The sequence below is a fragment of the Streptomyces sp. NPDC079167 genome, from assembly GCF_040686735.1.
In the GTDB taxonomy this organism is placed as follows: Bacteria; Actinomycetota; Actinomycetes; order Streptomycetales; family Streptomycetaceae; genus Streptomyces.
Window position 1 is genome coordinate 231158 of the sequence record NZ_JBFBLO010000008.1, and the last position, 25618, is coordinate 256775.

Genomic DNA, 25618 nt, shown 5'->3' on the forward strand with positions numbered 1-25618 from the left:
GTCCGGGATACCGAACGGCAAACGGTAAGCGCTTGCACGATGCACCGAAAGCACGGCACATCCAGCACTTTCCAGAGATCGGAGACGCGTCATGGCCCAATCCGCAGCCGTGGCCACACCGCCCCCCAAGGGGAAGGCGTCCAAGCGCCGCTCGGCCACACCCCGCCGCCTGCCGTATCTGCTGATCGCGCCCGCGGGCCTGCTGATGCTGGGCTTCATCGCCTATCCGGTGGTCAGCGTCTTCTACTACAGCCTGCAGGACTACAACGTCACCAAGCCGTGGCGGAACGGCTTCGCCGGCTTCGACAACTTCACCAGGATCTTCACCGAGGACGAGCAGTTCTGGCCGACGCTCGGCTTCAGCGCCCAGTGGGTCTTCACCCAGGTGACCCTGCAGCTCGCGCTCGGTCTCGCCCTCGCGCTGATCGTCAACCAGACCTTCATCGGCCGCGGCATATCCCGCGCCATGGTCTTCTCGCCCTGGGCCGTCTCCGGGGTGCTGACCAGCACCATCTGGATCCTGCTCTACAACTCCTCGACCGGCTTCAGCCGCTACCTCGCGGACGCCGGGATCGGTGAGTACGGCACGTCGGTCCTCTCCGACACCGGGACCGTCTTCTGGGCGGCGACCATCTCCGAACTCTGGCGCGGAGTCCCCTTCTTCGCCATCCTCATCCTCGCCGACCTGCAGTCCGTCTCCAAGGAGCTGTACGAAGCGGCGTCGGTGGACGGTGCCGGCCGGCTGCGGCAGTTCTTCCACATCACGCTCCCGCACCTGCGCGACGCGATCATCCTGGCCACCCTGCTGCGCGGGGTCTGGGAGTTCAACAACGTCGACCTGCTCTACACCCTCACCGGCGGCGGACCGGCGGGCGAGACCACCACCTTGCCCCTCTACGTCGCCAACACAGGCATCGAGGGCCACGACTTCGGATACGCCTCCGCGCTCACCACCGTCGCCTTCGTGATCCTCCTCTTCTGCTCGATCGTCTATCTGCGCCTGAGCAAGTTCGGAGGCGACAACAAGTGACCGCCGCACTCGTGGAGAAGAACGACGCCCGCACGCCGGGACCGTCCGGGGGCAACGACCTCCCGCCGCCCTCCTCGCGCCGCCGCACGAAGCGTGAGCGCGCCTTCGACGACGTACCGCGCTGGCAGATCTACGTGCCGCTCGGCATCTATCTGCTCTTCACCCTCATCCCGTTCTACTGGATGTTCCTCTTCGCCGTACGGCCCGCCGGCTCCACCTCGCTGGTGCCCTGGCCGATGACGGGGGAGCACTTCTCCAAGGTCTGGAACGAGCGCAGCTTCGCCCTCTTCTTCCAGAACAGCATGATCGTCGGCGTCGCGACGCTGATCGCCACGACCCTGGTCGCGCTGGCCGGCGGCTACGCCCTGGCCCGGTTCGACTTCAAGATCAAGGGCGCCTTCATGCTGGCGCTGCTCTGCTCGCAGTTCATCCCGGGCGCCCTGATGCTCGTGCCGCTCTTCGAGATCTTCAAGAACCTCCAGATGATCAACTCCTTGGGGAGCGTCGTCATCGCGGAGACCGTCTTCCAGCTCCCCCTCTCGATCATCCTGATCAGCGGCTTCATCAAGAACGTCCCGGTCTCCCTCGAAGAGGCCGCCTGGGTGGACGGCTGCTCGCGCTTCAAGGCCTTCTGCGCCGTCGTCCTGCCGCTGCTGCGCCCCGGACTGATCGCGGTCGGCTCGTTCGCCTTCGTCCACAGCTGGAACCACTTCCTGTTCGCCCTGATGTTCCTCAGCGAACAGGACAAGCAGACGATCCCGGTCGGCCTCAACACCCTGATCGGCGCCGACAGCGTCGACCTCGGGGCGCTGGCCGCGGGCGGTGTCATCGCCGCCGTGCCCGTGGTGATCGTCTTCGCCTTCATCCAGAAGTGGCTCATCACCGGCTTCAGCGCCGGCGCCGTGAAGGGATGAGGGACATGACCTGGAAGCACCGCCCCCGCACCGTGCGCCGCACCACCGCCGCGCTCGCCCTGCTGCTGGGCAGCCTGGTCCTCCAGCCGGGCGCCCGGGCGGCCACCGCCTCGCCGGAGACGGCGCCGGAGGCCTCCGCACCCGCGACGGCCTCCGGCCGGGACCTCGGCCGGGAGGTGCTCGCCGACAACGACGGCTGGGCCGCGGAAGGCGCGGGCACCACGGGAGGCTCGGCCGCCGACGAGGACCACGTGCTCACCGTGCGCAACCGCGCCCAGCTCGTCGCGGCGCTCGACGGCGGCAGCTCCGTCCCCAAGATCATCAAGGTGGCGGGCACGATCGACGCCAACACCGACGACCGGGGACGGCGGCTGGACTGCGCCGACTACGCCACCGACGGCTACGGCCTCGGCGCGTACCTCGCCGCCTACGACCCCCGCACCTGGGGCGGGGCCAAACCCTCCGGGCCGCAGGAGGACGCCCGCAAGGCGTCCGCCGCCCGCCAGGCCGAGCGCGTCGAACTGCTGGTCGGGTCGAACACCACGATCGTCGGGACCGGTGCGGGCGCCGTGCTCAAGGGCGCGAGCCTCCAGGTCGAGGGCGCCGACAACGTCATCATCCGCAACCTCGAACTCCGCGACGCCTACGACTGCTTCCCGGCCTGGCAGCCCAACACCGGCGGCCTCGGCGACTGGAAGACCGCGTACGACACGCTGTGGCTGCGCGGCGCCACCCACGTCTGGATCGACCACGTCACCGCGAGCGACAAGGGCCACGCCGACGACCGGGAGCCCACCTACTTCGGGCGCAACTACCTGCGCCACGACGGGCTCCTCGACATCACCAACGGCTCCGACCTCGTCACCGTCTCCTGGAGCCGGTTCGCCGACCACGACAAGGCGATGCTCATCGGCAACGGTGACGGCGTGACCACCGACCGGGGCAAGCTCCGCGTCACCCTGCACCACAACGAGTTCCACTCGGTCGTGCAGCGCGCCCCCCGGGTCCGCTTCGGCCAGGTGCACCTCTACAACAACCGCTACGTCATCCCCGAGGACGGTGACTACCGCTACTCCCTCGGCATCTCCACCGAGTCCCGGATCGTCGCCGAGAACAACGCGTTCGTGACCCCGGGCCACGTCGAGGTCGCCGACCTGCTGAAGAGCTGGAACGGCAGCGCGCTCACCCAGCGCGGCACCGTGTTCAACGGCTTCCCCGTCGACCTGGTCTCCATCTACAACGCCTACAACTCCGGCAGCGAGACCGACCTCGCTACCGACACGGGCTGGACACCCACCCTGCACGGCCCCGTCGACAGCGCCGGGAAGGCCGCCGCCGAGGTCGCCCGCAAGGCCGGAGCGGGGAGGGCCGGATGAGCGTGACACCGCTGCCCGTCGTCCTGGCCGGCGCCCGCGGCCACGGCCGCTGGCACCTCGCCAACATCCGCCGCCTCCAGCACCAGGGCCTGGTCAGACTGGCGGGCGTCTGCGAGCTGAACCCGCTGACCGACGCCGAACTCGACATGTTCGCCGACGAGATGCCCGAGCAGTCCGCCGACTTCGGGGCCCTCCTGGACTCCACCGGCGCACGCGCCGCCGTCATCTGCACCCCCATCCCGACCCACACCACGCTGGCCCTGACCGCAGCGGCCCGTGGCGTACACCTCCTCCTGGAGAAGCCGCCCGCCGCCACCTGGGACGACTACGCCCGCATGGCCGACGGGGTACGGGAGGCGGGCATCGCCTGCCAGATCGGCTTCCAGTCCTTCGGCTCGCACGCCGTGACCGCCGTCAAGGACCTCGTACGCACCGGGGCCATCGGCACCGTGCGGGGCATCGGCGCCGCCGGCGCCTGGGTCCGCGACGACGCCTACTTCCGGCGCGCGCCCTGGGCCGGGCGCCGCCGGATGGGCGGGACCGACGTGGTCGACGGGGTGCTCACCAACCCGCTGGCGCACGCCGTCGCCACCGCGCTCGAACTCGCGGACCGGGGAAGGGCCGAGGACGTCGCGTCCATCGAGACCGAGCTCTTCCGGGCCCACGACATCGAGTCCGACGACACCAGCTGCGTCCGGGTCACCACCACCGACGGGCTGCCCGTGACCGTCGCGGTCACCCTCTGCGCGGAGGAGGCCGGCGAACCGTACGTGATCGTCCACGGCGACCGCGGCCGCGTCACCTTCTGGTACAAGCAGGACCGGGTCCTCGTCCAGCGCGCCGGACACGGCCCCGAGGAGACCGTGCACGGACGGACCGACCTCCTGGAGAACCTCGTCGACCACCTGGAACACGGCACAGCGCTCCTCGTACCGCCCGAGCGCACCGGCGCCTTCATGCGGGTCCTCGACGCCGTACGCACCGCCCCCGAGCCCACCGCGCTGCCCGCCACCGCCTGGCACACCCGGCCCGCCGACACCGGCGACGGCGTACGGCGCATCGTGCGCGGCATCGACGGCACCGTCGCCGCCGCCGCCGACACCCTCACCCTCTTCTCCGAACTAGGCGCCTCCTGGGCGCGACCCAGCGAGGTGAGCACCCCATGACCACCGCACTCCTCAGCTGCGCCGGACGCCCCGTCGGCCGCTACGGCTACGGGCAGGGGACGGACAGCCGCCCCCGTCTGCACCCCGTCACCACGCTCTCCGGCACCCTCGTCACCGAGGAGCGTCCGGCCGACCACATCCACCACCTGGGCGCGTCCGTCGCGGTGCCCGACGTCGCCGGACACAACTTCTGGGGCGGCCGCACCTTCGTCCGCGACCAGGGCCCCACCGAGCTCGACAACCACGGGACGCAGCGCCACCTCGGCTGGAAGCTCCGCGACCCGGACGGGTTCGTGGAGGAGCTCAGCTGGGAGGCCGGCGGCGCCGAGCTGCTGCGCGAGCACCGCACGGTCGCCGTCACCGAGATCTCCGGCACCGCCTGGGCGCTGGACTTCTCCTTCTCCCTCTCCAACCGCGGCTCCACGGACCTCTCCATCGGCAGCCCCGCCACCAACGGCCGCCCCGGCGCCGGATACGGCGGCTTCTTCTGGCGCGCCCCCAAGGAGGCCACGCCGCCCGCCGTGTTCAGCGGAACGCTCGACGGCGAGGAAGCCGTGCACGGCAGGGCCGCCGACTGGCTGGCCCTCGTGGGGGACGGCTGGACCCTGGTCTTCGCCGGCGCGACCGACGAGACCCGGCGCGACCCGTGGTTCGTACGGACCACCGAATACCCGGGGGTCGGCTCCTCCCTCGCCGCCGACCGCCGGCTTCCCGTCCCCGCCGGGGACACCGTCGTGCGCCGGGTCGTCACCGTCGTCGCCGACGGACGCCTCGACCGGGACGCCGCTGCCTCCCACGTCCGCAAGGCGGTCTCCGCATGACGATGCCCTGGAAGTCCGACCTCGGGGACGGCACCTACCGCAACCCGGTCCTCAACGCCGACTGGTCCGACCCCGACGTCGTACGCGTCGGCGACGACTACTACCTCACCGCGTCCAGCTTCGGCCGCGTCCCCGGGCTGCCCCTGCTGCACTCCCGCGACCTCGTCAACTGGACCCTGGTCGGCCACGCCCTCGACCGGCTCGGACCGGACGCCGACTTCGCCGTGCCCCGCCACGACTGCGGGGTGTGGGCGCCCTCGCTGCGCCACCACGCGGGACGCTTCTGGATCTTCTGGGGCGATCCCGACCACGGCATCCAGCAGATCAACGCCGAGGACATCCGCGGCCCCTGGAGCGCCCCGCACCTCGTGAAGTCCGGCAAGGGCCTGATCGACGCGTGCCCCCTGTGGGACGAGGAGACCGGCGAGGCCTACCTGGTGCACGCCTGGGCGAAGTCCCGCTCCGGCATCAAGAACCGGCTCACCGGCCACCGGATGAGCCCCGACGGCCGGGAGCTGCTCGACGAGGGCACGACCCTGATCGACGCCGACACGATCCCGGGCTGGTTCACGCTGGAGGGCCCCAAGCTCTACCGGCACGACGGCTGGTTCTGGATCTTCGCCCCGGCCGGGGGAGTGGAGACCGGCTGGCAGGGCGCCTTCCGCTCACGGACGTTCGACGGGCCCTACGAGGAGCGGGTCGTCCTCGCGCAGGGCACCACCGAGGTCAACGGCCCGCACCAGGGCGGCTGGGTCAGGACGGCCGCCGGTGAGGACTGGTTCCTGCACTTCCAGGCCCGCGGAGCGTACGGCCGTGTGGTGCACCTCCAGCCGATGCGCTGGGAGGGAGGCTGGCCGGTCATCGGCGACGAGGGCGAACCCGTCCTCACACACCGCCGCCCCACCGCCCCCGAGCAGCCCGTCGAAGCCCCCGCCTCAAGCGACGACTTCCCCGGCGGCCGCTACGGCCGTCAGTGGCAGTGGACGGCCAACCCGCGGCCCGGCTGGACGGTCGGACACGGCGGCGACGGGCTGCGCCTCAGCTGCGTACGGACCGCGTACGCCCATGATCTGCGCGCCCTGCCCAACGTCCTGGTGCAGCGGCTGCCGGCCGAGGAGTTCACCGTCGAGACCGGCATCACGCTGGACTCCGCCGAACCCGGTGCCAAGGCCGGACTCGCCGTGCTCGGGGACGCCTTCTCGTGGATCGGCCTGGAGGCCGGGGCCGACGGGGCGGCCAGGCTCGTGCACCGGTACGCAGAGACGGTCGCCGAGCACGAGCGGGACGCGGAACACCCGCGCCCCGCGCCCGGGGCCGCCGTCCGCGTCCGTATCGAGGTCACCCGGGGCGCCCGCTGCCGCTTCTACGCCGACACCGGTGACGGGACCGGCTTCCAGGCGTCCGGCCAGGTCTTCGCGGCCACCCCCTGGCGCTGGGTGGGAGCGCTCCTAGGGCTCTTCGCCACCGCGCCGGCCGGGACAGGACCGTCCGGAACAGCCGGCTTCACCGCGTTCCGCACCACCGGAACACCACCCAGAACCTGACCCCGCACCGCTTTGGGAGACGCAATGACGCACCTCCGTACCGAGCGCACCAGAACGAGAACGCTGTGCACGGCGATCGCACTCGCGGCCGCCTTTCTCCTGCCCACCGCCCCGGGCGGGGCTTCGGCCGCCACCGGGTCACGGCCCGCCGGTGAGGCGCACCACGGCGGCGCCACACCGCACGGCTTCGCCTCACTGGCGGGCGGCACCACAGGGGGCCGGGGCGGCGAGGTGGTCACCGTCACCGACCAGGCGGGCCTGGAGAGGTACGCCGGAGCCGAGGAGCCCTACGTCATCCGGGTGGCCAGCTCCATCGCCGTCGAACCCTTCGGCGCGGACATCGACGTCGCGTCCGACAAGACCATCGTCGGGGTGGGCGGCACGGGCGAGATCGTCCACGGCGAACTCCACCTGAACCCGGGCACCAGCAACGTCATCATCCGTAACCTCACCATCCGCGACTCCTACGTCGAGGGCGACTGGGACGGGAAGACCTCAGACTTCGACGCGATCCAGATGGACACCGCCGACCACGTCTGGATCGACCACAACCGGCTGACGCACATGGGTGACGGGCTGCTCGACATCCGCAAGGACAGCCAGTACATCACCGTGTCGCACAACCACTTCGACAACCACAACAAGGCGCTCGGCATCGGCTGGACCGAGAACGTCACCACGCAGATCACGATCGACCACAACTGGTTCAGCGGCACGAAGCAGCGCAACCCCTCCGCCGACAACTGCGCCTACGCCCACCTCTACAACAACTACCTCTCCGCGCAGGTGACGGACGGGGACCCGCTGTGGACGTACGGCAACTGGGCGCGCGGCGCCACGAAGATGGTCATCGAGAACAGCTACTACCGGGACGTCCAGCACCCCTACCAGGCCGACGCCACGGCCGAGCTGGTGCAGCGCGGATCGATCCTGAGGAACACCACGGGCCGCACCGACGCCTGGGGCGCCGCGTTCGAACCGCGTGACTTCTACCCGTACACGCTGGACCGCGCCGCCGACGTACCGAGGCTCGTGACCCGGAACGCGGGTCCGCAGGAGTACATCGGCACCGCGCCGCACCGCACACACCACTGACCTCCCCCCACGTACGCGTACAGATCCGAGAGAGAAGAGCCGACATGAACATCTCGAAGACGCTCCGGGGGCGTACCGCGACCGCGGTGTCCCTCACCGCGGTCCTGGCACTCGCGGCCACCGGCTGCGGCGACGACGGCAGCAGCTCGGGCACGGAGGGCAGCGGGAAGGGCGAGATCACCTTCTGGGACAACAACGGTGGCCCGCGCACCGCCATCTGGACCGAGATCATCAAGGACTTCGAGAAGAAGAACCCGGACATCAAGGTCAAGTACGTCCCGATCCCGATCGCCGACGTCCAGTCCAAGTACGACACGGCCATCGCGGGCGGCGGCCTGCCGGACGTCGGCGGCGTGGGCACCGCGTACCTGGCCAACATCGTGTCCCAGGAGGCCCTGGAACCGATCAGCGACCGGCTGGAGAAGTCGGAGCTGAAGGGCAAGCTCGTCGAGGGCATGGTCGAGAGCGTCAGAGCCGCGGCCGGCCGGGGCGACGACATGTACACCGTGCCGACCTCCGCGAACAACGGCGCGCTCTGGTACCGCACCGATCTGTTCGAGGCGGCGAAGCTGGACGCGCCCACCACCTGGCCCAAGTTCTACGAGGCCGCCGACAAGCTCACCGACGCGAAGAACAACAAGTTCGGCTACACCATCCGCGGCGGCGCCGGCTCCATCGCGCAGGCCCTGGACGCGATCTACGGCCAGACCGGCATCACGGAGTTCTGGGACGGCGACAAGACCACCCTGAACGACCCGAAGAACGTCGCGGCACTCGAGAAGTACGCCGCCCTCTTCAAGAAGACGACGCCGGCGGCCGACGTCAACAACGACTTCACCAAGATGGTCGCCCAGTGGGACACCGGCACCATCGGGATGCTCAGCCACAACCTCGGCTCCTACCAGGACCACCTGAAGGCGCTGGGCGAGGACAAGTTCGCCGGCATACCCGCCCCCATCGGGGAGGGCGGCACGCGCGTCCAGGTCTCCAACCCCGTCGACGGTCTCGGCCTCTTCCGGTCCAGCAAGAACAAGAACGCGGCCTGGAAGTTCATCGAGTTCGCGGCCTCGCACGAGTCCAACAGCAAGTGGAACAAGTCCGCGGGCGCCATCCCGGCCAACACCGAAGCGGCCAAGGACCCGTGGATCAACGAGACCGAGCCCACCGCGCTCGCCGCGAAGGCCCTCACCGACGGCTCCACCAAGATCGTCGACCTGCCGTACTACCTGCCCGACTGGAACAACATCAGCAAGGCTGACAACGAGCCCGAGTTCCAGAAGCTGCTCCTCGGCAAGGTCACGGCCAAGGACTTCCTCGACAAGATGGCCGACGAGCTGAACGCCGCCCAGAAGGAGTGGACTGAACTGGGCAACGGCTGATCCCTGCCGTCCCGCCCAGCCCCCATTGACCGGGGGACCGGCGGCGGTCCGGGTCGCACCCCGCCGCCGGTCCCTCTTCCTGCGCACCACCACACATGTGTCCTCCGAGAAGGAAGCCGACCTGTGTCACTGACCCGCAGACGTACGGCAGCCGCGCTCCTCGCGCTGCCTCTCGCCCTCTCCGCCACCCCCGCGCTCGCACACGGTGGAGGAGGAGGCAGGCCCCGGCTCCGCACCCTCCATATCGCGGGCGACTCGACAGCGGCCCAGAAGTACGCCGCCGCCGCGCCCGAGACCGGCTGGGGCATGGCCCTTCCCTTCTTCCTCAGCCGGTCGCTCGCCGTCGCCAACCACGCGGTGAACGGCCGGAGTTCCAAGAGCTTCATCGACGAGGGACGCCTCGCCGCACTCCTCGACGGCGTACACCCGGGCGACATCGTCCTCGTCCAGTTCGGGCACAACGACGAGAAGACCGAGGACCCCGCCCGCGGCACCGACCCGTACACCACCTACCAGGAATACCTGCGCCAGTACGTCAAGGGCGCTCGCGCCCGTCGCGCGGAACCCGTGCTGCTCACCCCGGTCGAGCGCCGCCGGTTCGCCGAGGACGGCACCGCGAAGCCCACACACGGGGAGTACCCCGCCGCGATGCGCGCCCTGGCGTCCCAGGAGGACGTGCCGCTGCTCGACCTCCAGGCGCTCTCCCTCGCCCGCTGGCAGGAACTGGGCCCCGACGGGACCGAGGCGTACTTCAACCGGCTGGAGCCCGGCGAGTCGCCCAACTACCCCGACGGCAAGCAGGACAACACCCACTTCCGGCCCGACGGAGCCGTCGAGGTGGCCAGGATGACCGCCCGCGCCCTGCTGGACCGGCGCGTGCTCGGGCTCCCCTTCACTCCATTCCCCGTACGACAGTTAGGGATCCGCCATGCCCGCACGCATGAGACATGTCCGCGCCATCGCCGTGGTGACGGGCTGCGCCTCGCTCGCCCTCGCCGTGAGCCTCCCCGCCCAGGCATCGCACCGCCACGGCAAGGGCATCGAGCGCGCCGTACTTCCCCCGGGCGACGGCTGGGCCGCCGCCGAGGGCTCCACCACGGGGGGCGCGAAGGCCACCCCCGACCACGTCTACACCGTGAGCAACCGGGCCGAGCTCATCGCCGCCTTCGAGGACGCCGGGGACGCGCCGAAGATCGTCAGAATCGCCGGCACCGTCCACGGCAACTCCGACGCCGCCGGCACACCGATCGGCTGCGAGGCCTACCAGCAGGACGGCTACACCCTGGAGAAGTACCTCGCGGCCTACGACCCGGCCGTCTGGGGCACCGACGCGGTCCCGTCGGGCCCGCTGGAGGACGCCCGCGCCGCGTCCGCGAAGCTGCAGGCCGCCGCGGTCAACGTGAACGTCCCGTCCAACACCACGCTCGTCGGCGTCGGCAAGGACGCCACGATCATCGGCGCCAGCCTCCAGGTGAAGAACGTCTCCAACGTGATCGTCCGCAACATCTCGTTCGAGGACACCTACGACTGCTTCCCCCAGTGGGACCCCACCGACGGTGACCAGGGCGCCTGGAACTCCGAGTACGACAACCTCGTCGTGTACGGCTCCAGCCACGTCTGGGTCGACCACAACACCTTCAGCGACGGCGACCGCCCCGACGCCGGCCAGCCGCACTACTTCGGGCAGGTGTACCAGCAGCACGACGGCCTCTTCGACATCGTGCGCGGCGCCGACCTCGTCACCGTGTCGTGGAACGTCCTCAAGGACCACGACAAGACCATGCTCATCGGCAACAGCGACGGCGCCGGGGCGTCCGACCGCGGCAAGCTCCGCGTGACGCTGCACCACAACCTCTTCAAGGACGTGAAGGAACGCGCGCCCCGCGTCCGCTTCGGGCAGGTCGACTCGTACAACAACTGGTTCGCCGCCACCAAGGGCGCCGCGTACGGCTACACGTACGGCATCGGCGCCGAGTCCCACCTCGTCGCGGAGCACAACGCGTTCACCGTCCCCAAGGGCTTCGACAAGGCGGCCATCCTCAAGAAGTGGTCCGAGTCCTCACTCACGGCCGGGAACAACTACGTCAACGGGCGTAAGACCGACCTGATCGCCGTGCACAACGCGGGCGTTCCCGCCGAGCAGCTCACCGAGGGCGCCGGCTGGACCCCGACGCTGCGCACGAAGGTCGACCACCCCCTCGCCGTCCCCCTGCTGGTGGGGCTCAAGGCGGGTGCCGGCAAGACGTCGGCCCGCTGACCCCCACCCCCTGACCGGCCGGAGCGGCACCGCACCCTTCCACCACCCCGGAAGGCGCCGCTCCGGCCCGCCCCCTCTTCGCAAGGAGTACCGCCATGCCCAGCAGACGCAGTGCGCTGACCCTGTTCGCGGGCGCGGGCGCAGCCCTCGCCCTCGGTACGCCCGCCGCCCGGGCCCGTCCCGCGCACCCCCGCCCCTTCGGCCGCTACGGCTCGCCGTCCCGGCGACTCGACGCACGGACGCTCTACGTCGACCCGCGCGGCAGGGGAGACCACACCGACGTGCGGTCCGCCGTCGACGCCGCGACCGGCACCGGCCGCACCCTGGTGCTCGCACCCGGCACCTACCGTTCCACGGTCCTCGTCACCGCCGACCGGGCGGAGCTCACGCTGATCGGCGCGAGCGGCGACCCCCGTGACACCGTCATCGTGTACGACAACGCCGCCGGCACGCCCAAGCCCGACGGGTCCGGCACCTACGGCACCAGCGGATCTGCCACCTTCACCGTCCAGGCCGCCGGCTTCACCGCCCGCGACATCACCTTCGCCAACGACTGGCTGCGCTCCGACAACCCCGAGTACACCGGCACCCAGGCCGTCGCCATCAAGGTGCAGGGCGACCGCTCCGCGTTCTACGGCTGCCGCTTCCTCGGCCACCAGGACACCCTGTACGCAGACACCCTCGCCCTCACCGCCTTCGCCCGGCAGTACTACCGCGACTGCTACGTGGAGGGCGACGTCGACTTCGTCTTCGGCCGCGCCACCGCCGTCTACGACCGCTGCCACTTCCGCACCCTGACCCGCACCGACCTGGCCTCGGCCCCGTACGGCTTCGTCTTCGCGCCCAGCACCGCCGGGGCCAACCCGCGCGGCTACCTGGTCCTGCGCTCCCGGATCACCAGCACCGCCCCCGACGCGTACTACAAGCTGGCCCGCCCCTGGGTGCCCTCATCGGACCTGACCGCCCACCCGATGCTGACCGTCCGCGACAGCCACCTCGGCGCGGGCATCGACGCGGTCACGCCGTACGGCACGATGTCCTCGGGCTTCCCCTGGCAGGACCAGCGCTTCGCCGAGTACCGCAACTCCGGCCCCGGCGCGCGCATCACGGTCCCCGGCAACCGCCCGCAACTGACCGCCACCGAGGCCAGGAGGCACACCGCGGCCGCATACCTGGGCGACTGGCGGCCGTACGCGTGAACCTGGGGATCACCCAAGGGGTGCTGCCCGCCTTCCACGAGCGGCTCAGGGACGAACTCACCTTTCCGCTCTCCTGGGAGAGGTCCGGGGGCCGTGACTTCCCGGCCTGGCGCGCCGAGGCGCGCGCCGTGGCCGGGAAGGCGCTGATGCAGCCCCTGGCCCCCGACCCCGACCCCTTCGACCCGGTGACCGTCGAAGCGACCGACGCCGGGCCGTACACCGCGCGCACCGTGGAGTTCGCCCTCAGCCGTTACGGGCGGGCGCGCGGCTCCCTGCTGATCCCGCACGGGTCCGGACCCTTCCCGGCGGTGCTGGCCCTCCACGACCACGGGAGCGAGTTCACGATCGGCCGTGAGAAGACCGTGCGGCCCCGGTCGGACCCGGACCGCCTCGCGCGAGCCACCGCGTGGGCGGACCGGAACTACGGCGGCCGGTTCATCGGCGACGAACTGGCCGCCCGCGGCTACGCCGTGCTCGCCGTGGACACCCTGGGCTGGGGCGACCGGGGACCGCTCGCCTACGAGGACCAGCAGGCCCTGGCCGCCAACCTCCTCCAACTGGGCACCTCGCCGGCCGGACTCTCCGCCCACGAGGACATCCGTGCCGCGGCCTTCCTCGCCTCACTGCCCGAGGTGGACGAGCGGCGCGTCGGGGCGCTGGGCTTCTCCATGGGCGCCTACCGCGCCTGGCAGCTGTCCGCCCTCTCCGACGGCGTCAGGGCGGCGGCGGCCGTCTGCTGGATGACAGGGCTCAAGGAGATGATGGTCCCGGGCAACAACGCGCTGCGCGGCCAGTCCGCGTACTTCATGCTCCACCCCGGGCTGCACCGCAGCCTCGACATCCCGGACGTGGCCTCCCTCGCCGCCCCCAAGCCCGCGCTGTTCCTCGCGGGCGGCCGGGACCACCTCTTCACACCGGCCGGGGTGGCGGCGGCGTACGCGAAGCTGCGCGCGGTCTGGGAGTCGCAGGGAGCGGGCGACCGGCTCACCACCACCGTCCGGCCGGACACCGGCCACGCCTTCACGGCCGCCATGCAGGACGAGGTGTACGCCTGGCTGGACACATGGCTGGCCGCTCCGGCCGAGAACCTCTAGGTCCGGTGCCGGGGGCGGCCCGCGGTCTTCTTCGTGCCCGTCTTCGCAGCGGACGACTTCTTCGCCGCGGCCTTCCTGGCCACCGGCTTCCCGGCCGCCGTCTTCTTCCCGGCCGCCGTCTTCTTCCTGGTCACCGGTTTCCCGGCCGGGGGCTCGCTTCCCTCTGCGGACGTGGTTCCGGTGGCCGCCTTCCTGCTCCTGCTCGCCTTCTTCGCGGGAGCCGTACGGCGGGGCTCGTCCGGCTCGGCGGAGCGCTCAGGAGTCCTGCGCCTGCGGCGGGGGGCCGGGCGGCCGGGTTCTTCCTCCGCCTTCTCCTCCTGCCCGCCGCCGAGCGCCTTCCCGCCGGCCTCGACGGCGGAGCCCGCCGCGTCGCCGACGCCCTCCACCGCCGTGCCCGTACCCGCACCGACGGACTCGACCGCGGTCCCCGCTCCCCGGCCGACCTCGCTCACGGCGGCACCGGCACCCTCGCCCAGCTCTCCCGCGGCCCGGCCGGTGCCGGCCCCGACGTCCTCGACCGCCGCACCCACTCCGCGGGTCAGCTGTTCGAGGATCTGGGGGTTGCCGTCGACCGTGGCCAGCAGCCGGGTGACGATGGCCGCGATGTGGTGCAGCCGTACCTTGAGCTGTGCCTGGACATCCACACCCTCGATGTCCAGCTGGACGCTCCCGAGCCGTACGTCCGCCCCGACGTTCAGCTTGAGGAGGTCGAGCACCTCGGCCTTCAGGGAGACATGGGCCTCCAGGTCGTCGACCTCCAGGCCCAGCTTGTCCACATGGAGCGCGGGAACGTCCAGGAAGACGTCCGACGGCCCGGTGTCAGGGCCGCCGTCGTCCTCCGGGACCACGACCCCGGCGTCCTGGTCCCGGCCCTCGCGGCCGGTGCTGTGGGAGCTGGGCATGGTGCGCCACATCCTCGGTGGGATCCGCGAGCAGGATTCTCACGTCCCAGTGTCGACCGGGCGAAACCATGCCGCAATCGCCGGTGCCGTGCGCCGCCCGGACAGCGCGGCCCGCCCCCACCGGCCCGGTGCGGCAGGCGGGGGCGGGCCGGGTGACTAGTCGTAGCTGATGTCCGACTCGGAGTAGAGGCAGTACTCGCCGTCGGGGCCGCTGCCCACCTCCTCCGGCTCGTCACCGTTGTCGTTGCCCTCGTAGCGGACGCACGGCTCGATCTTCCTGTCGCTGTCGCCGTGGATCCGGATCGAGCTCAGCGTGGCGGTGTCCCCGTAGTTGCTGTTGATGCCGACCAGGGACGTGCCCGGCGCCGTGACGTCGACGTCCTTCACGACGATGTCGCGCTTGTACATGGTGGAGCAGTTGCCGCAGGACCGGACGAGCTTGCCGAAGTCCTCGACCTGGAAACCCGAGACGGTCAGCTTTCCCGCGCCGTTGAACTGGAACACCTTGTCGTCGGCGCCCTTGGCCCCGCCGCCGCTCACCGTGTACACGGAGCCCGTCGACCTGCCCTTGAAGCTCGCGGCGTCCTCGCCGACGTCCGTCCACCAGACGTTCTCCAGGGTGCAACTGCCGGAGCAGTGCACACCGTCGGCGGCAGGAGAGCCCAGGACGACGTTCTTGAGGGTCGCCCCGTCGGCGAGTTCGAAGAGTGCGTCCTGGCCCTCCTCCTGACCGTCGCCGCCCAGATCGCCCTCGCCGTAGAACTCCTTGAGGTCACCGTCGTACGTCCCCGAGACCTCGATGGTCTCCGGGACGGCCTGGCTGCCGCTGGGGTCGGGCCACTCGGCCGCGGCGGCCGTCGTTCCGTCCGCCGTCGCCGCGCCGGCGGGCTGGAGCACGATGTTCGTGGCCAGTGCCGCACCGGTGAAACCCAGGGCCGCGGTCAGCGCCGCGGCCATACGGCGCTTTCCGCGGCGGCGGCGGTGCGTGTGCGCTCGTTCACTCATGTCGGCTGGTCCTGATTCCTAGGAGGTGGGGGGAGCGTCCTGCACCTCTGAGTCGCCACCGTCCACCGAAGGGTTGCCACGTTCCGCGACTGTTTCCGCCGGCGCCCGGAGACACCGTCGGGCGCTCAGCGCGTGGCGCCGAAGCCGCCGCCCACCGCCACCGGTCCGGTCGCCGTACGCGCCCGCGCCGTGTAGTCGTCCCGCCCCGCGTCGCGGGTGCCCTCCGCGTGGTTGTACTGCCCCGCGAAGGTGTGCGTGCCGGTCGGCACGCTCCGTCCCGGTCTCAGGGACCAGCGGTAGACGAGGAAGCCGTCCTCCTCGCGCGCCGACACCGTGAAGTCCTGCTCCGGCAGGGAGCGCCAGGAACCCGTGGTGGCCACCCCGCCGTTCAGAGCGATCCGCAGCTCGACCGTGAGCGCGGCCAGCGGCCGGGACGTCCTGACCGTCACTTCGCTCTGCGCCCAGTAGGCGTTGCCGTGCGGGTTCAGCGAGCCGTCCGACCACAGCGGGCCGGCCTTCGACGGCAGGGCGCCGCCCCGGCCCGGGGACGGCGTCGTGAGGGTCGGTGACGCGGGCCCGGCGGCCATCCGCTGCCCGCCCGCCGGCTCCTCCCGGCCCGCCGACGTGACCGCGAACGCCCCGGCCGTCAGCACCCCGCACACCGCCGCCGTCGCGCCGACGACCCGCAGCCACGGCATCGGCGCACGGGGGCCGCGCACGCGCCGGGCCGGCGGTTCCTCCGCCATGCCGCGCTCGATCCGGGCCAGCATCCGTGCCCGGTCGGGGCGGTGCGAAGCGGCGGCGGTGCGCAGCCGCTCCCGCAGGTCCTCGTCCATCACTGCCCTTCTCCGGTGCGCTGCCCGGCGGCCGCCACCTGTACCTGTGCCGCCGGGGTCCCGGGGCCGAGCAGCCGCTGCAGTTCCGCCACACCGCGCGAGGTCTGGCTCTTCACCGTACCCACCGAGACCCCGAGGACCAGAGCGGTGTCGCGTTCCGACAGGTCGAAGGCGTGCCTCAGCACCACGCACGCGCGCTTGCGGAACGGCAGGCGGCGCAGGGCGCCTTGGACGTCCACCACGGCCGACACGTCGGGGCCGTCCGCCGCGCAGCCGTCCCCGGCCCCGCGGGGCGCCCAGAACAGGGCGATCCTCCGGCGCTCACGCACCGCGCTGCGGATGCGTGAGCGGGCCAGGTTGGCGACGACCCCCCTCGCGTACGCAACCGGGTGGTCGGCGGCTCTGACCCGGTCCCAGCGGTGCCAGAGCGCCATCAGCGCGTCGGCGGCCACGTCGTCCGCCGCGTCCGCCTCACCCGTCAGCAGATGGGCGAGCCGGGCGAGTTCGGCGTAGTGCGCCTCGAAGAACGCATGGAACTCAGCGGCAGCGGCATCATCCACGACTGTGCCCACGGGTACCTCTCCTCGGCCCTGGATCCCTGCGCGTCCGGGCGGACTGTGTACGTTCCCAGTTCCGTTCCCCGCCCCGTTCCCGCTCCCCGCCCCGTGCCCGGGGGGAGAGGGTATCGGTGCGCACCCGGAAGCGCTTCGACGCGTGCGCCTCCCAGTAAGGCGTAACACGGCGAAAACTTGAAGCCCCTGGTCCACTTCTTCTCCGCCGGCCTCCGGCCCGTGTATCAACGCCCGTGCGCGCCGGCCTCCGGGACCCGGTCGGGGCGCTCGAAGGCCGACGCTGTCGTGCGGGACGCTCCGTCACTTGGTGACGTACATGTACTTCCACGAGCCGTAGACCGTCGAGTTCACGCCGTCGCCGGAGTAGTCGGCGCCCCTGACGTACGCCGACCGGAACCGGAACTTGTAGCCGACGGAACCGGCCCCCGGCTTCCCGAGGTTGACGACCGACTTGCCGGACGAGCTCAGCTTGAAGTACTCGGAGCCGCCGCTGCGCCAGGAGCCCTGGTAGTACACCTGGATGTCCAGGCGCTGCTTGCGGCCCGGGTAGGGGTTCATCGTGGTGTTGAAGTACGGCTGCGACGTCTTGTGGACGTAGGAGTACGTCGTCGAGCCGATCTTCCCGGTCTTGTAGTGCCGGGAGATGGACGTGCCCACCTTGGCCTTGCCTCCCGCCCACACGGTCACGGTCTTCGCCGCGGTCCGTGCGTCGCCGTCGTACACGGCGTAGACGGAGGAGTCCCGGAACATGTTCAGGTTGCCGGAGAGCTTGCCCTTGCTGTTCACCGTGCCCGACTTGATCAGGTACTTGCCCTTGCCGTCCCCGGCCCGGTCAGCGTAGATCTTCACCGTGCGGTTCTTGTACGTCTTGCCGAGTGAGGCCGTGAAGGCGACCGGCTTCCCGTAGGGGAAGACCTTCTTGTTGTTGTTCAGGCTGAGGGTGACCGCGCTCCGTGACACCGCGACGGTGTCGGATCCGCTCGCCGACGTGTGCGTGGCGTCGCCCGCGTAGGAGACCTTGTACGTCACCTTTCCGCCGGCCGGCGGGGTGTCGGAGAAGGAGAACGTGCCGCCCGCCTTGGTGACGACGGCGGGCAGCGCCTTGCCCTTGGGGGACTCGAGGTCGGTGCGCGTCACCGTCAGACGGGTCCCGGCGGGCACCGCCACGCTCGCGGTGATCCGGCCGGTGACCGTCAGGGCCTTGGCGCGCGCCGCGCTGGAAGGCGCGCTCACCGTGATCGCCGGGAGCGACTTCGCGGGGTCGCCCAGGACGCGCAGGGAGAACACTCCCTGGCTGTTCACCGACACCGCGAAGATCCGGCTGCCGTCCGGCGCCCAGGCCAGGGCGCCCGACGCGAGGGTGTCCCCGCCGGAGGAGTTGCCCGTGTTGGGGAACTCGAAGGTCCGGACCGTCTTCGGGTTGCCGTGCGAGAAGATGTGGACGTCCGGCCCGTACCAGGAGAAGGTACCGCCCGCGACCTCGCCGCCCGGGGCGACGTCCACGGCGTTGGGGTAGTCGGACGACTGGTAGGTCACGACCGGCGACAGGTCGGCGGTGGAGAACGCCGGGTGCACGTACGGCGCGCCGCTCGCGGTGATGACTTCCTTGCCGTCCGGGGTGATGTCCAGTTCCTGGAGGTTCCCCGCCACCGACTCGCTGACGCGCAGCGTCAGCCCGGAGTCCGTCACGTCGTAGACGCTGACGACGTTGCTCTCCAGCGCGCCGACGGCCAGCACACCGGGGGCGGCCGGGTCGGAGCCGAACTCCGGGGCGATGCTGCCGCTGTAGGTGTCGGAGCTCTGCTGGGAGAGCTGGACGACGGGTTCGGGGCCCGACAGGTCGAGCGAGCCGATGGCGCCGGTGTGCTCCTCCTTGTACCCGAACCACAGCCTGCCGCCGGCCTGGGCGAGCGTGCTGACCCCGTCGAGGCCGCCGAGTGCGTAACTCGCGCTCTGCGCGTACGTCTGCGTGTCGACCGCGACGATCCGGCTGCCGCCGGTGACGGCCGCGTACACCAGGCCCGAGTCGGCCGAGAGTTCCAGGCCGTTCACACCGGACAGGCCGGTGAGCGTGGCGACGACCGTTGCCGCGTAGTCGGTGACGACGATCCTGCCGGCCTTCGGATCCGAGATGTAGACCCGCTGGTGGACGCCGTCCACCAGGACGTCTCCCGTGGATTTCAGGGAGAGGACCTTCGAGGTGTCGGCCGCTGCGGCCGGACCGGCCGCCGTGACGCTCAGCGCCGCCGAGCTGAAAAGGACCGCGAGCGCCGTCGCGGTGGTGACCGTGCGTCTGTGCTTCTGTCTTCGCACCATGATCCGTACCCCCCAGGGTGAAGAAACTGTGTGAACGCCCCCGTTGGGTCGCAGCGTATGCGACGCCTGTGACAGGTGATCAGCCGGTCAGGGCATCGGGGGCGGTACACATCACTTCTTCACGTAGGCGGCGGCGGTACGCATCACCTCTTCAGGGCGGCCTCCATCATCTTCTGCGCGATCGGCGCCGCCAGGCCGTTGCCGCTGACCTCCGAACGCGCCGCCCCGGAGTCCTCGACGAGCACCGCGACCGCGACCTGCTCGCCGGTCGACTCGTCCTTCGCGTACGACGTGAACCAGGCGTACGGGGTGTTGCTGTTGTCCACGCCGTTCTGCGCGGTTCCCGTCTTGCCGCCCACCTCGGCGCCGTCGATCTGCGCGTTGCTGCCGGTCCCCTTCTCCACGACGGTGACCATCGCACTGCGCAGCTGCTCGGCCGTCGACTCCTTCACGACCCGCTCGGTCTCGCCGTCCGGATACTGCTGGAGCGTGGAGCCGTCGGCGTCGGTCACCTTCGCGACCATGTGCGGCGAGGCCAGCTCGCCGCCGTTGGAGAGGGCGGCCGAGACCATGGCCATCTGCATCGGCGTCGCGGTCACCTCGAACTGGCCGATGCCGGTCAGCGCGGTCTGCGCCTTGTCCATCCCGGTCGGGTACACGCTCGGCGACGCCCGCACCGGCACGTCCAGCTTCTCGGTGTCGAATCCGAAGGTGTCCGCCATCGCCTTCAGCTTGTCCTGGCCGAGATCGGCCGCGACCTTCGCGAAGACGTTGTTGCAGGAGTACTGGAGGGCGGTGCGCAGGGTGGCGTTCTCGCAGGGGGCCGAGGGGTTCTCGTTGGACAGGACCGTGCTCGTGTTCGGCAGGGTGTACGGGTCGGGGCTGTCGGTGGGCTCGTCGACCGAGCCGTACAGGCCGTTCTCCAGCGCCGCCGATGCCACCACCAGCTTGAAGGTCGAACCGGGTGGCAGCGGCTGCCGCAGCGCCCGGTTGACCAGGGGTTTGGTCTTGTCGTCGAGCAGCTTCTGCCAGGCGTCCCCGTCATTCGTCCCGCTGATGTCGGAGGGATCGTACGACGGGGAGGAGACCATCCCCAGGATCCGCCCGGTCTCCGGGTCCATCGCCACTGCCGCGCCCTGGTCGTCGCCGAGCGCCTCGAAGGCCGCCTTCTGCACCGCCGGATCGATGGTCGTCAGCACATCGCCCGGGGAGGTCTGCTCACCGGTGAGCAGATCGGTGGGGTTCTTCAGCCGGTCGTCCGTGCCGTCGAGGACGTCGCTGTAGATGCCCTCCAGCTGCGTGGCTCCGTAGGCCTGCGAGCTGTAGCCGGTGACCGCCGCGTACAGCTCGCCCTGGGTGTAGGTGCGTTTGTAGCGGAGGTCGTCGCCCTCGGTCTCCTTCGAACCGGTGACCGGGGATCCGGCCACGATGATGTCACCGAGCGGCTGCGCGTACTGCGCGATCGTGTTCCGCCGGTTGTGTTCGTCGTCTGCGAGCGCCCGTGCCTCGTACGCCTGCACCCAGGTCGCCCGCACCAGCAGGGCGAGGACCATGAGCAGACAGAAGACCGAAGCGCGCCTGATCGTCTTGTTCATCCCGCTGGAGGGACGAACGGGGACACCGGGGGCGTTCCCGTCCGTGTTCCTTCTCACCGGTTTCTCAGACGCGGCGCGGGCGGGCACGGCGCTCCGGACGCACCGCGCCGGGCGCGCAGGCGCTCAGAGCCTGCGGGTCGCGAGGGTGAGCCGGTCGCGGGCGTCGAACAGGGCGTCCTTGACCATCTGCTCGTGCGCCGGAGTGAGCCGGGCGACCGGCACCGAGCAACTGATGGCGTCGCGCGCCGGAGTGCGGTACGGGATCGCGACGCCGAAGCAGCGCAGCCCCAGGGTGTTCTCCTCGCGGTCCACCGCGTAACCCTGCTCGCGGATGAGGTGCAGCTCCTCGATCAGCTTCTCGCGGTCGGTGAGGGTGTGTTCCGTCAGGGCCGGCAGGGTCTCGGGCAGCATCTTGCGGACCTGCTCGTCGCTGTGGGTCGCCAGCAGCGCCTTGCCCAGCGAGGTGGAGTGCGCGGGCAGCCGGCGGCCGACGCGGGTGAAGGGCCGGAGGTAGTGCTGGGACTGCCGGGTGGCGAGGTAGACGACGTTCGTCCCGTCCAGCCGGGCCAGGTGGATGGTCTCCGTGGTGTCGTCGGAGAGCCGGTCCAGCGTGGGCCGGGCGGCCGCGACGGCCTCGTCTCCGTCGATGTACGAGGTGCCGACGAGCAGGGCGCGCACGCCGATCCCGTACCGCGTGCCCGTGGCGTCGGTCTCCACCCAGCCGAGCTCCACCAGGGTCCGCAGCAGCATGTAGAGGCTGGACTTGGGGTAGCCGACCGCTTCCTGCACCGCGGCCAGCGAGTGCATGCCGGGGCGCCCCGCGAAGTATTCGAGGAGTTCCACCGTCCGTACAGCGGACTTGACCTGTGCCCCACCGGACTCGCCAACCGACATGCCTTATGTCCCTTCCAGCCTTCTTGTACGACCCTGCGACTTCTTGCCAACACGGAACGCCCGGAAATAGAGTTCCTGTGTATTCACGTTCAGGAACGCTGTTCAGAATACCGAACAACCTCTCCTGTGTGGCAGTGGAACGGAAGGAATCACGGTGGCAGCAGCACCAGTCTGGAGCGTCGACCCCCGAACGGGGAACCCGCGTGAGCAGGTTGCGGTGGAGGCTACAGCGGAGGAGGTCGACCGTGCGGTCCGGGCGGCGCACGCCGTTCGCGGGGCGCTGGCCGACCGCACCGTGCGCGCCGCGTTCCTCCGCACCGCGGCCGACCTCCTCGCCGAGGCCAAGGACCACGTCATCGAGGCCGCCGACGCGGAGACCGCGCTCGGCCCCGCCCGGCTGACCGGCGAGCTGGCCCGCACGGCGGCCCAGCTGCGGGCCTTCGCCGAGGTCGTCGACGAGGGCGCGTACCTCGACATCCACATCGACCACGAGGACGGCAGCCGCACCCCGCCGTGGCCGGATCTGCGCCGCTACAAGATCCCGCTCGGCGTCGTCGCCGTGTACGCGGCCAGCAACTTCCCGCTCGCCTTCTCCGTCCCCGGCGGCGACACCGCGAGCGCGCTCGCCGCGGGCTGCCCGGTCGTCGTCAAGGCGCACCCCGACCACCCCGCCACCTCGGAGATCTGCGCCTCGCTCCTGCGCAGGGCAGCGGCGCAGCACGGTCTGCCCGAGGACGTACTGACCGTGGTCCACGGCTTCGAGGCGGGTGTCGAGCTGGTGAAGCACCCGCTCGTCTCCGCCGCCGGGTTCACCGGCTCGATCCGCGGCGGCCGCGCCCTGTTCGACGCGGCGGCCTCCCGCCCCACCCCGATCCCCTTCCACGGTGAGCTCGGTTCGCTCAACCCCGTCGTCGTCACCGAGGCGGCCGCCGCCGAGCGCGGTGAGCAGATCGGTGCCGGCCTCGGCGGCTCGATGACCATGGGCGCCGGACAGTTCTGCACCAAGCCCGGCTTCGTGTTCGCTCCGTCCGGGGAGGCGGGCGACCAGCTGCTGAAGTCGCTGACCGAGACGGTGAGCGGTACGGGCGCCGGGGTCATGCTCGACCACCGGATGCGCGACGCCTTCGTCCAGGGAGTGGCCGAGCGGGCCGCGCTCCAGGACGTGGACGCCCCGGTCACTCCGGGCGCGGGCGGCGAGCACACGGTCTCCGCCGGCTTCTTCACCGTGCCGGCACGACGGCTCGCCCAGGAGGGGCCGCACGACGCGCTCCTGGAGGAGTGCTTCGGTCCGGTCACCGTCGTGGCGCGCTACGACTCCGCGGACGAGATCACCGCCGTGCTGTCGCGCCTCCCCGGCAACCTCACCGCCACCCTCCAGATCGCCACGGAGGAGGCCGACGGCAGCGCCGCCGGACTGCTGGCCGAGCTCACCCCGGTGGCCGGACGTGTCCTGGTCAACGGCTGGCCGACCGGTGTCGCCGTCGCCCCCGCACAGCACCACGGCGGCCCCTACCCGGCCACCACCTCCACCTCCACCTCGGTCGGCGCCACCGCGATCGAGCGCTGGCTGCGCCCGGTCAGCTACCAGTCCACGCCCGAGGCGCTCCTGCCGCCGGAGCTCCGCGAGGACAACCCGCAGAACCTGCCGCGCCGGGTCGACGGGCGCCGCGCATGACGGCCGTACAGCTCCCGGAGCTGCCCTTCGCCCTGGAGCCCTTCGGGCCCGAGGGCGGATGGGCGTACGAGGACGGCGTGCTGACCGGTACGGCCGGGGCCGAGCAGGACCGTTTCGTCCCGCCCGGCGGCGACTCCCTGGAGCCCGCATCCGATGCGCCGCGCCTGCTGGGCCCGGCGCCGGAGGGCGACTTCCAGCTGATCGCCCGGGTGAGCGTCGGCTTCGCCGCCGCCTTCGACGCGGGGGTGCTCTACCTCCACGTCGGGGAGCGGGAGTGGGCCAAGCTGTGTCTGGAGCTCTCCCCGGAGCGCCCGACGATCTGCACCGTGGTCACCCGAGGCCACTCCGACGACGTGAACTCCGCGGTCGTGGAGGGGGACAGCTCCTGGCTGCGCCTCAGCCGCATCGGCGACGCCTTCGCCTTCCACGCCTCGGCGGACGGTGAACGCTGGACCTTCGTCCGGCTGTTCACCCTCGGCACGGAGGAGGAGCGGGCCGCCGCCCGGATCGGCTTCCTCGCCCAGTCACCCACCGGCGACGGCTGCACGGTGACGTTCGACCGGATCGTCTTCCGGCCCGTCGGCCTCGGAGATCTGCGCGACGGCAGCTGACCCCGCACACGTACACCCGCAGAGGGCCCGGATCCGAAAGGATTCCGGGCCCTCCGGGCTGGAGGGCCGGGCGCTGCCAACCCCCACCAGCTCGCCCAGGTGCTCTCCAGCCTTCCTGAACAACGCCTGCACCCACACTCCGCCGCGCACCCTGCTCCACGTACGCGATGGCAGCGCGCACACCGGCCCCCGTACGGGAGGCGCCGGCCGGCCGTACGGGGGCCATCCGCCCTGCCCTCCGGCGCCCCCGCGACAGCGGAACCGGCCTCGGCCTCGCCGTCGTCTCGACGATCGCCGAGGCCCACGGAGGCCGCCTGGAACTCGACACCCGCCCCGGCGAGGGGCGCACCTTCCGGCTGCTGCTCCCGGCCGGCGCCCGCCGTGTCCGCCAACACCTCGATGACACAGTCACGTTGGAAGGGGCTTATCTTCTCGGGCATGGACCATCAGGGAGAGTTTCGCCGGGCAGCGCTCGAGTTGGGCGTCCCGGACGACGAGATCAGCAGATTCGGCCGGCACCTTCGTCTGACGATCGGACTGTCCGTGGGCGGTGCTTCTCCGGTCGGGCGGTTCGGTGGGCCGGCCCAGCTGCCGGTGGGCATGAAGTGGCCGTCCACCGGGGACGTTCCGCTGCCGTTGCTCCTTTCCGTCGATTGCGGGGCGCTGCCGGGAGTCGACGGCTTCGACCTGCCGGCGGACGGGACGCTGCTCTTCTTCGTGCACCAGGAGATGGACCTCGAGGACACTTCCGGGAGGTACGCGCGAGTCGTGTACGTACCGGACGGCACCAAAACCGAGGCCGTCGAAGCCCCCAGCTCCCAGTGCGCCCGCGAACAGCTCGATGTCAGCGCAGGACTCAGAGCCGAACTGCCCCTCTGGCTTCAGGAGGGCGACGAGGACTGGCACGAGTTCTGGGAGGATCTTGACTGGGAGGACATGTCGCCCTTTCAGCAGGAGTTGGCCCGGTACATGGAGCGTGACCTGCCGCACCTGGACGAACTTCGGGCTCTGGCCCACGACCTCTGGCCGTCCGACGCCTTCGTCGTCATCGGCGGGTATGCCGATGACGAGGTGATCCACAGCATTGCGGAGCAGTCCCTCGCTGGGCGTGAGAAGGCGGGCGAGATCCCAGCCATCCCGATTGCGGAATGGTATTCCCACCTGGAGAAGGAGAAGCACCGGTTGACGAGCGAATGGATCGTGCTCGCGAGGGAAGCCCGGGTCTACGAGGAGTACTGCACGAGTTTCGCGATCCGCCACGACGACCTGGCTGCCGCGCGGGTGGACAAGGCGCTGGCCGTGACCACCTTCGAGGCCCCGTGACCAGGTTCGACGCA

General features: G+C 71.0%; 21 protein-coding genes and 2 pseudogenes. 16 read left to right on the forward strand and 7 right to left on the reverse strand.

The genetic code is table 11. The annotated features are described in order from the left end of the window. Positions 1 to 91 precede the first annotated feature (91 nt). The 12 genes and pseudogenes from AB0P41_RS19065 to AB0P41_RS19120 all read left to right on the forward strand — a co-directional run bounded on the left by AB0P41_RS19065 (position 92) and on the right by AB0P41_RS19120 (position 13875). Positions 92 to 1030, forward strand: coding sequence for a sugar ABC transporter permease (locus AB0P41_RS19065; RefSeq protein WP_356712033.1), 939 nt, complete (start codon positions 92 to 94; stop codon positions 1028 to 1030). Then, on the forward strand, positions 1027 to 1944 hold the full coding sequence (locus AB0P41_RS19070) for a carbohydrate ABC transporter permease (protein ID WP_356712031.1): 918 nt from the start codon (positions 1027 to 1029) through the stop codon (positions 1942 to 1944). Before AB0P41_RS19065 ends, AB0P41_RS19070 begins: the two co-directional genes overlap by 4 nt. A 5-nt stretch (positions 1945 to 1949) precedes the next feature. Continuing rightward, the gene (locus AB0P41_RS19075) at positions 1950 to 3320 is read left to right on the forward strand and encodes a pectate lyase (RefSeq protein WP_365933030.1); all 1371 of its coding nucleotides are present in this window, start codon (positions 1950 to 1952) and stop codon (positions 3318 to 3320) included. Beyond that, positions 3317 to 4486, forward strand: coding sequence for a Gfo/Idh/MocA family oxidoreductase (locus AB0P41_RS19080; RefSeq protein ID WP_356712027.1), 1170 nt, complete (start codon positions 3317 to 3319; stop codon positions 4484 to 4486). Before AB0P41_RS19075 ends, AB0P41_RS19080 begins: the two co-directional genes overlap by 4 nt. Next, the gene (locus AB0P41_RS19085) at positions 4483 to 5307 is read left to right on the forward strand and encodes a PmoA family protein (protein ID WP_356712025.1); all 825 of its coding nucleotides are present in this window, start codon (positions 4483 to 4485) and stop codon (positions 5305 to 5307) included. The genes AB0P41_RS19080 and AB0P41_RS19085 overlap by 4 nt, the downstream gene beginning before the upstream one ends. Next, the gene (locus AB0P41_RS19090) at positions 5304 to 6851 is read left to right on the forward strand and encodes a glycoside hydrolase 43 family protein (protein ID WP_365933032.1); all 1548 of its coding nucleotides are present in this window, start codon (positions 5304 to 5306) and stop codon (positions 6849 to 6851) included. Before AB0P41_RS19085 ends, AB0P41_RS19090 begins: the two co-directional genes overlap by 4 nt. Before the next feature lie 24 nt (positions 6852 to 6875). After that, positions 6876 to 7946, forward strand: a complete 1071-nt coding sequence (locus AB0P41_RS19095; protein ID WP_365933034.1) for a pectin esterase — start codon at positions 6876 to 6878, stop codon at positions 7944 to 7946. Positions 7947 to 7990: 44 nt separating this feature from the next. After that, complete coding sequence (locus tag AB0P41_RS19100; RefSeq protein ID WP_365933036.1) at positions 7991 to 9325, forward strand: sugar ABC transporter substrate-binding protein; 1335 nt, start codon at positions 7991 to 7993, stop codon at positions 9323 to 9325. A gap of 123 nt (positions 9326 to 9448) precedes the next feature. Continuing rightward, positions 9449 to 10207 (forward strand): annotated as a pseudogene (locus AB0P41_RS19105) (rhamnogalacturonan acetylesterase); the annotation flags it as partial. A 46-nt stretch (positions 10208 to 10253) separates the two neighbouring features. Then, entirely contained in the window at positions 10254 to 11582 is a 1329-nt protein-coding gene (locus AB0P41_RS19110) for a pectate lyase (protein WP_365933037.1), read from the forward strand. Positions 11583 to 11677: 95 nt separating this feature from the next. Then, positions 11678 to 12781 (forward strand): pectinesterase family protein, encoded by a 1104-nt coding sequence (locus AB0P41_RS19115; RefSeq protein ID WP_356712012.1) that lies wholly within the window; start codon positions 11678 to 11680, stop codon positions 12779 to 12781. Continuing rightward, a complete protein-coding gene (locus tag AB0P41_RS19120) occupies positions 12778 to 13875 on the forward strand; it encodes a dienelactone hydrolase family protein (RefSeq protein ID WP_365933039.1) in 1098 nt (365 codons plus the stop codon). Before AB0P41_RS19115 ends, AB0P41_RS19120 begins: the two co-directional genes overlap by 4 nt. On the opposite strand, the gene AB0P41_RS19125 is transcribed toward AB0P41_RS19120, so the two are convergent. From AB0P41_RS19125 to AB0P41_RS19155, 7 genes are all read right to left on the reverse strand, one after another. Further along, positions 13872 to 14777 (reverse strand): hypothetical protein, encoded by a 906-nt coding sequence (locus AB0P41_RS19125; RefSeq protein ID WP_365933041.1) that lies wholly within the window; start codon positions 14775 to 14777, stop codon positions 13872 to 13874. The genes AB0P41_RS19120 and AB0P41_RS19125 overlap by 4 nt on opposite strands. Positions 14778 to 14933: 156 nt before the next feature. Then, positions 14934 to 15782 carry a pectate lyase gene (locus AB0P41_RS19130; protein ID WP_365933043.1) on the reverse strand — a complete coding sequence of 283 codons (849 nt, stop codon included), beginning with the start codon at positions 15780 to 15782 and terminating at the stop codon, positions 14934 to 14936. A 125-nt stretch (positions 15783 to 15907) separates the two neighbouring features. Further along, the gene (locus AB0P41_RS19135) at positions 15908 to 16618 is read right to left on the reverse strand and encodes a hypothetical protein (protein ID WP_365933045.1); all 711 of its coding nucleotides are present in this window, start codon (positions 16616 to 16618) and stop codon (positions 15908 to 15910) included. Further along, entirely contained in the window at positions 16618 to 17190 is a 573-nt protein-coding gene (locus tag AB0P41_RS19140) for a SigE family RNA polymerase sigma factor (RefSeq protein ID WP_356712002.1), read from the reverse strand. Before AB0P41_RS19140 ends, AB0P41_RS19135 begins: the two co-directional genes overlap by 1 nt. A gap of 300 nt (positions 17191 to 17490) precedes the next feature. After that, the gene (locus tag AB0P41_RS19145; RefSeq protein ID WP_365933047.1) at positions 17491 to 19506 is read right to left on the reverse strand and encodes an Ig-like domain repeat protein; all 2016 of its coding nucleotides are present in this window, start codon (positions 19504 to 19506) and stop codon (positions 17491 to 17493) included. A 143-nt stretch (positions 19507 to 19649) separates the two neighbouring features. Further along, positions 19650 to 21101 (reverse strand): penicillin-binding protein 2, encoded by a 1452-nt coding sequence (locus tag AB0P41_RS19150; RefSeq protein WP_365933050.1) that lies wholly within the window; start codon positions 21099 to 21101, stop codon positions 19650 to 19652. 123 nt (positions 21102 to 21224) lie between these two features. Then, positions 21225 to 21995 (reverse strand): IclR family transcriptional regulator, encoded by a 771-nt coding sequence (locus AB0P41_RS19155; RefSeq protein ID WP_365933052.1) that lies wholly within the window; start codon positions 21993 to 21995, stop codon positions 21225 to 21227. A 154-nt stretch (positions 21996 to 22149) separates the two neighbouring features. Here AB0P41_RS19155 and AB0P41_RS19160 point away from each other — a divergent pair, with 154 nt between their 5' ends. The 4 genes and pseudogenes from AB0P41_RS19160 (at position 22150) to AB0P41_RS19175 (ending at position 25604) form a co-directional block, all read left to right on the forward strand. Further along, positions 22150 to 23670 (forward strand): aldehyde dehydrogenase (NADP(+)), encoded by a 1521-nt coding sequence (locus AB0P41_RS19160; RefSeq protein ID WP_356711996.1) that lies wholly within the window; start codon positions 22150 to 22152, stop codon positions 23668 to 23670. Continuing rightward, entirely contained in the window at positions 23667 to 24281 is a 615-nt protein-coding gene (locus tag AB0P41_RS19165) for a DUF1349 domain-containing protein (protein ID WP_365933054.1), read from the forward strand. Before AB0P41_RS19160 ends, AB0P41_RS19165 begins: the two co-directional genes overlap by 4 nt. A gap of 167 nt (positions 24282 to 24448) precedes the next feature. Continuing rightward, positions 24449 to 24592: pseudogene (locus tag AB0P41_RS19170) on the forward strand (hypothetical protein); the annotation flags it as partial. 70 nt (positions 24593 to 24662) lie between these two features. Beyond that, positions 24663 to 25604, forward strand: coding sequence for a DUF1963 domain-containing protein (locus tag AB0P41_RS19175; RefSeq protein ID WP_365933056.1), 942 nt, complete (start codon positions 24663 to 24665; stop codon positions 25602 to 25604). Positions 25605 to 25618 lie beyond the last annotated feature (14 nt).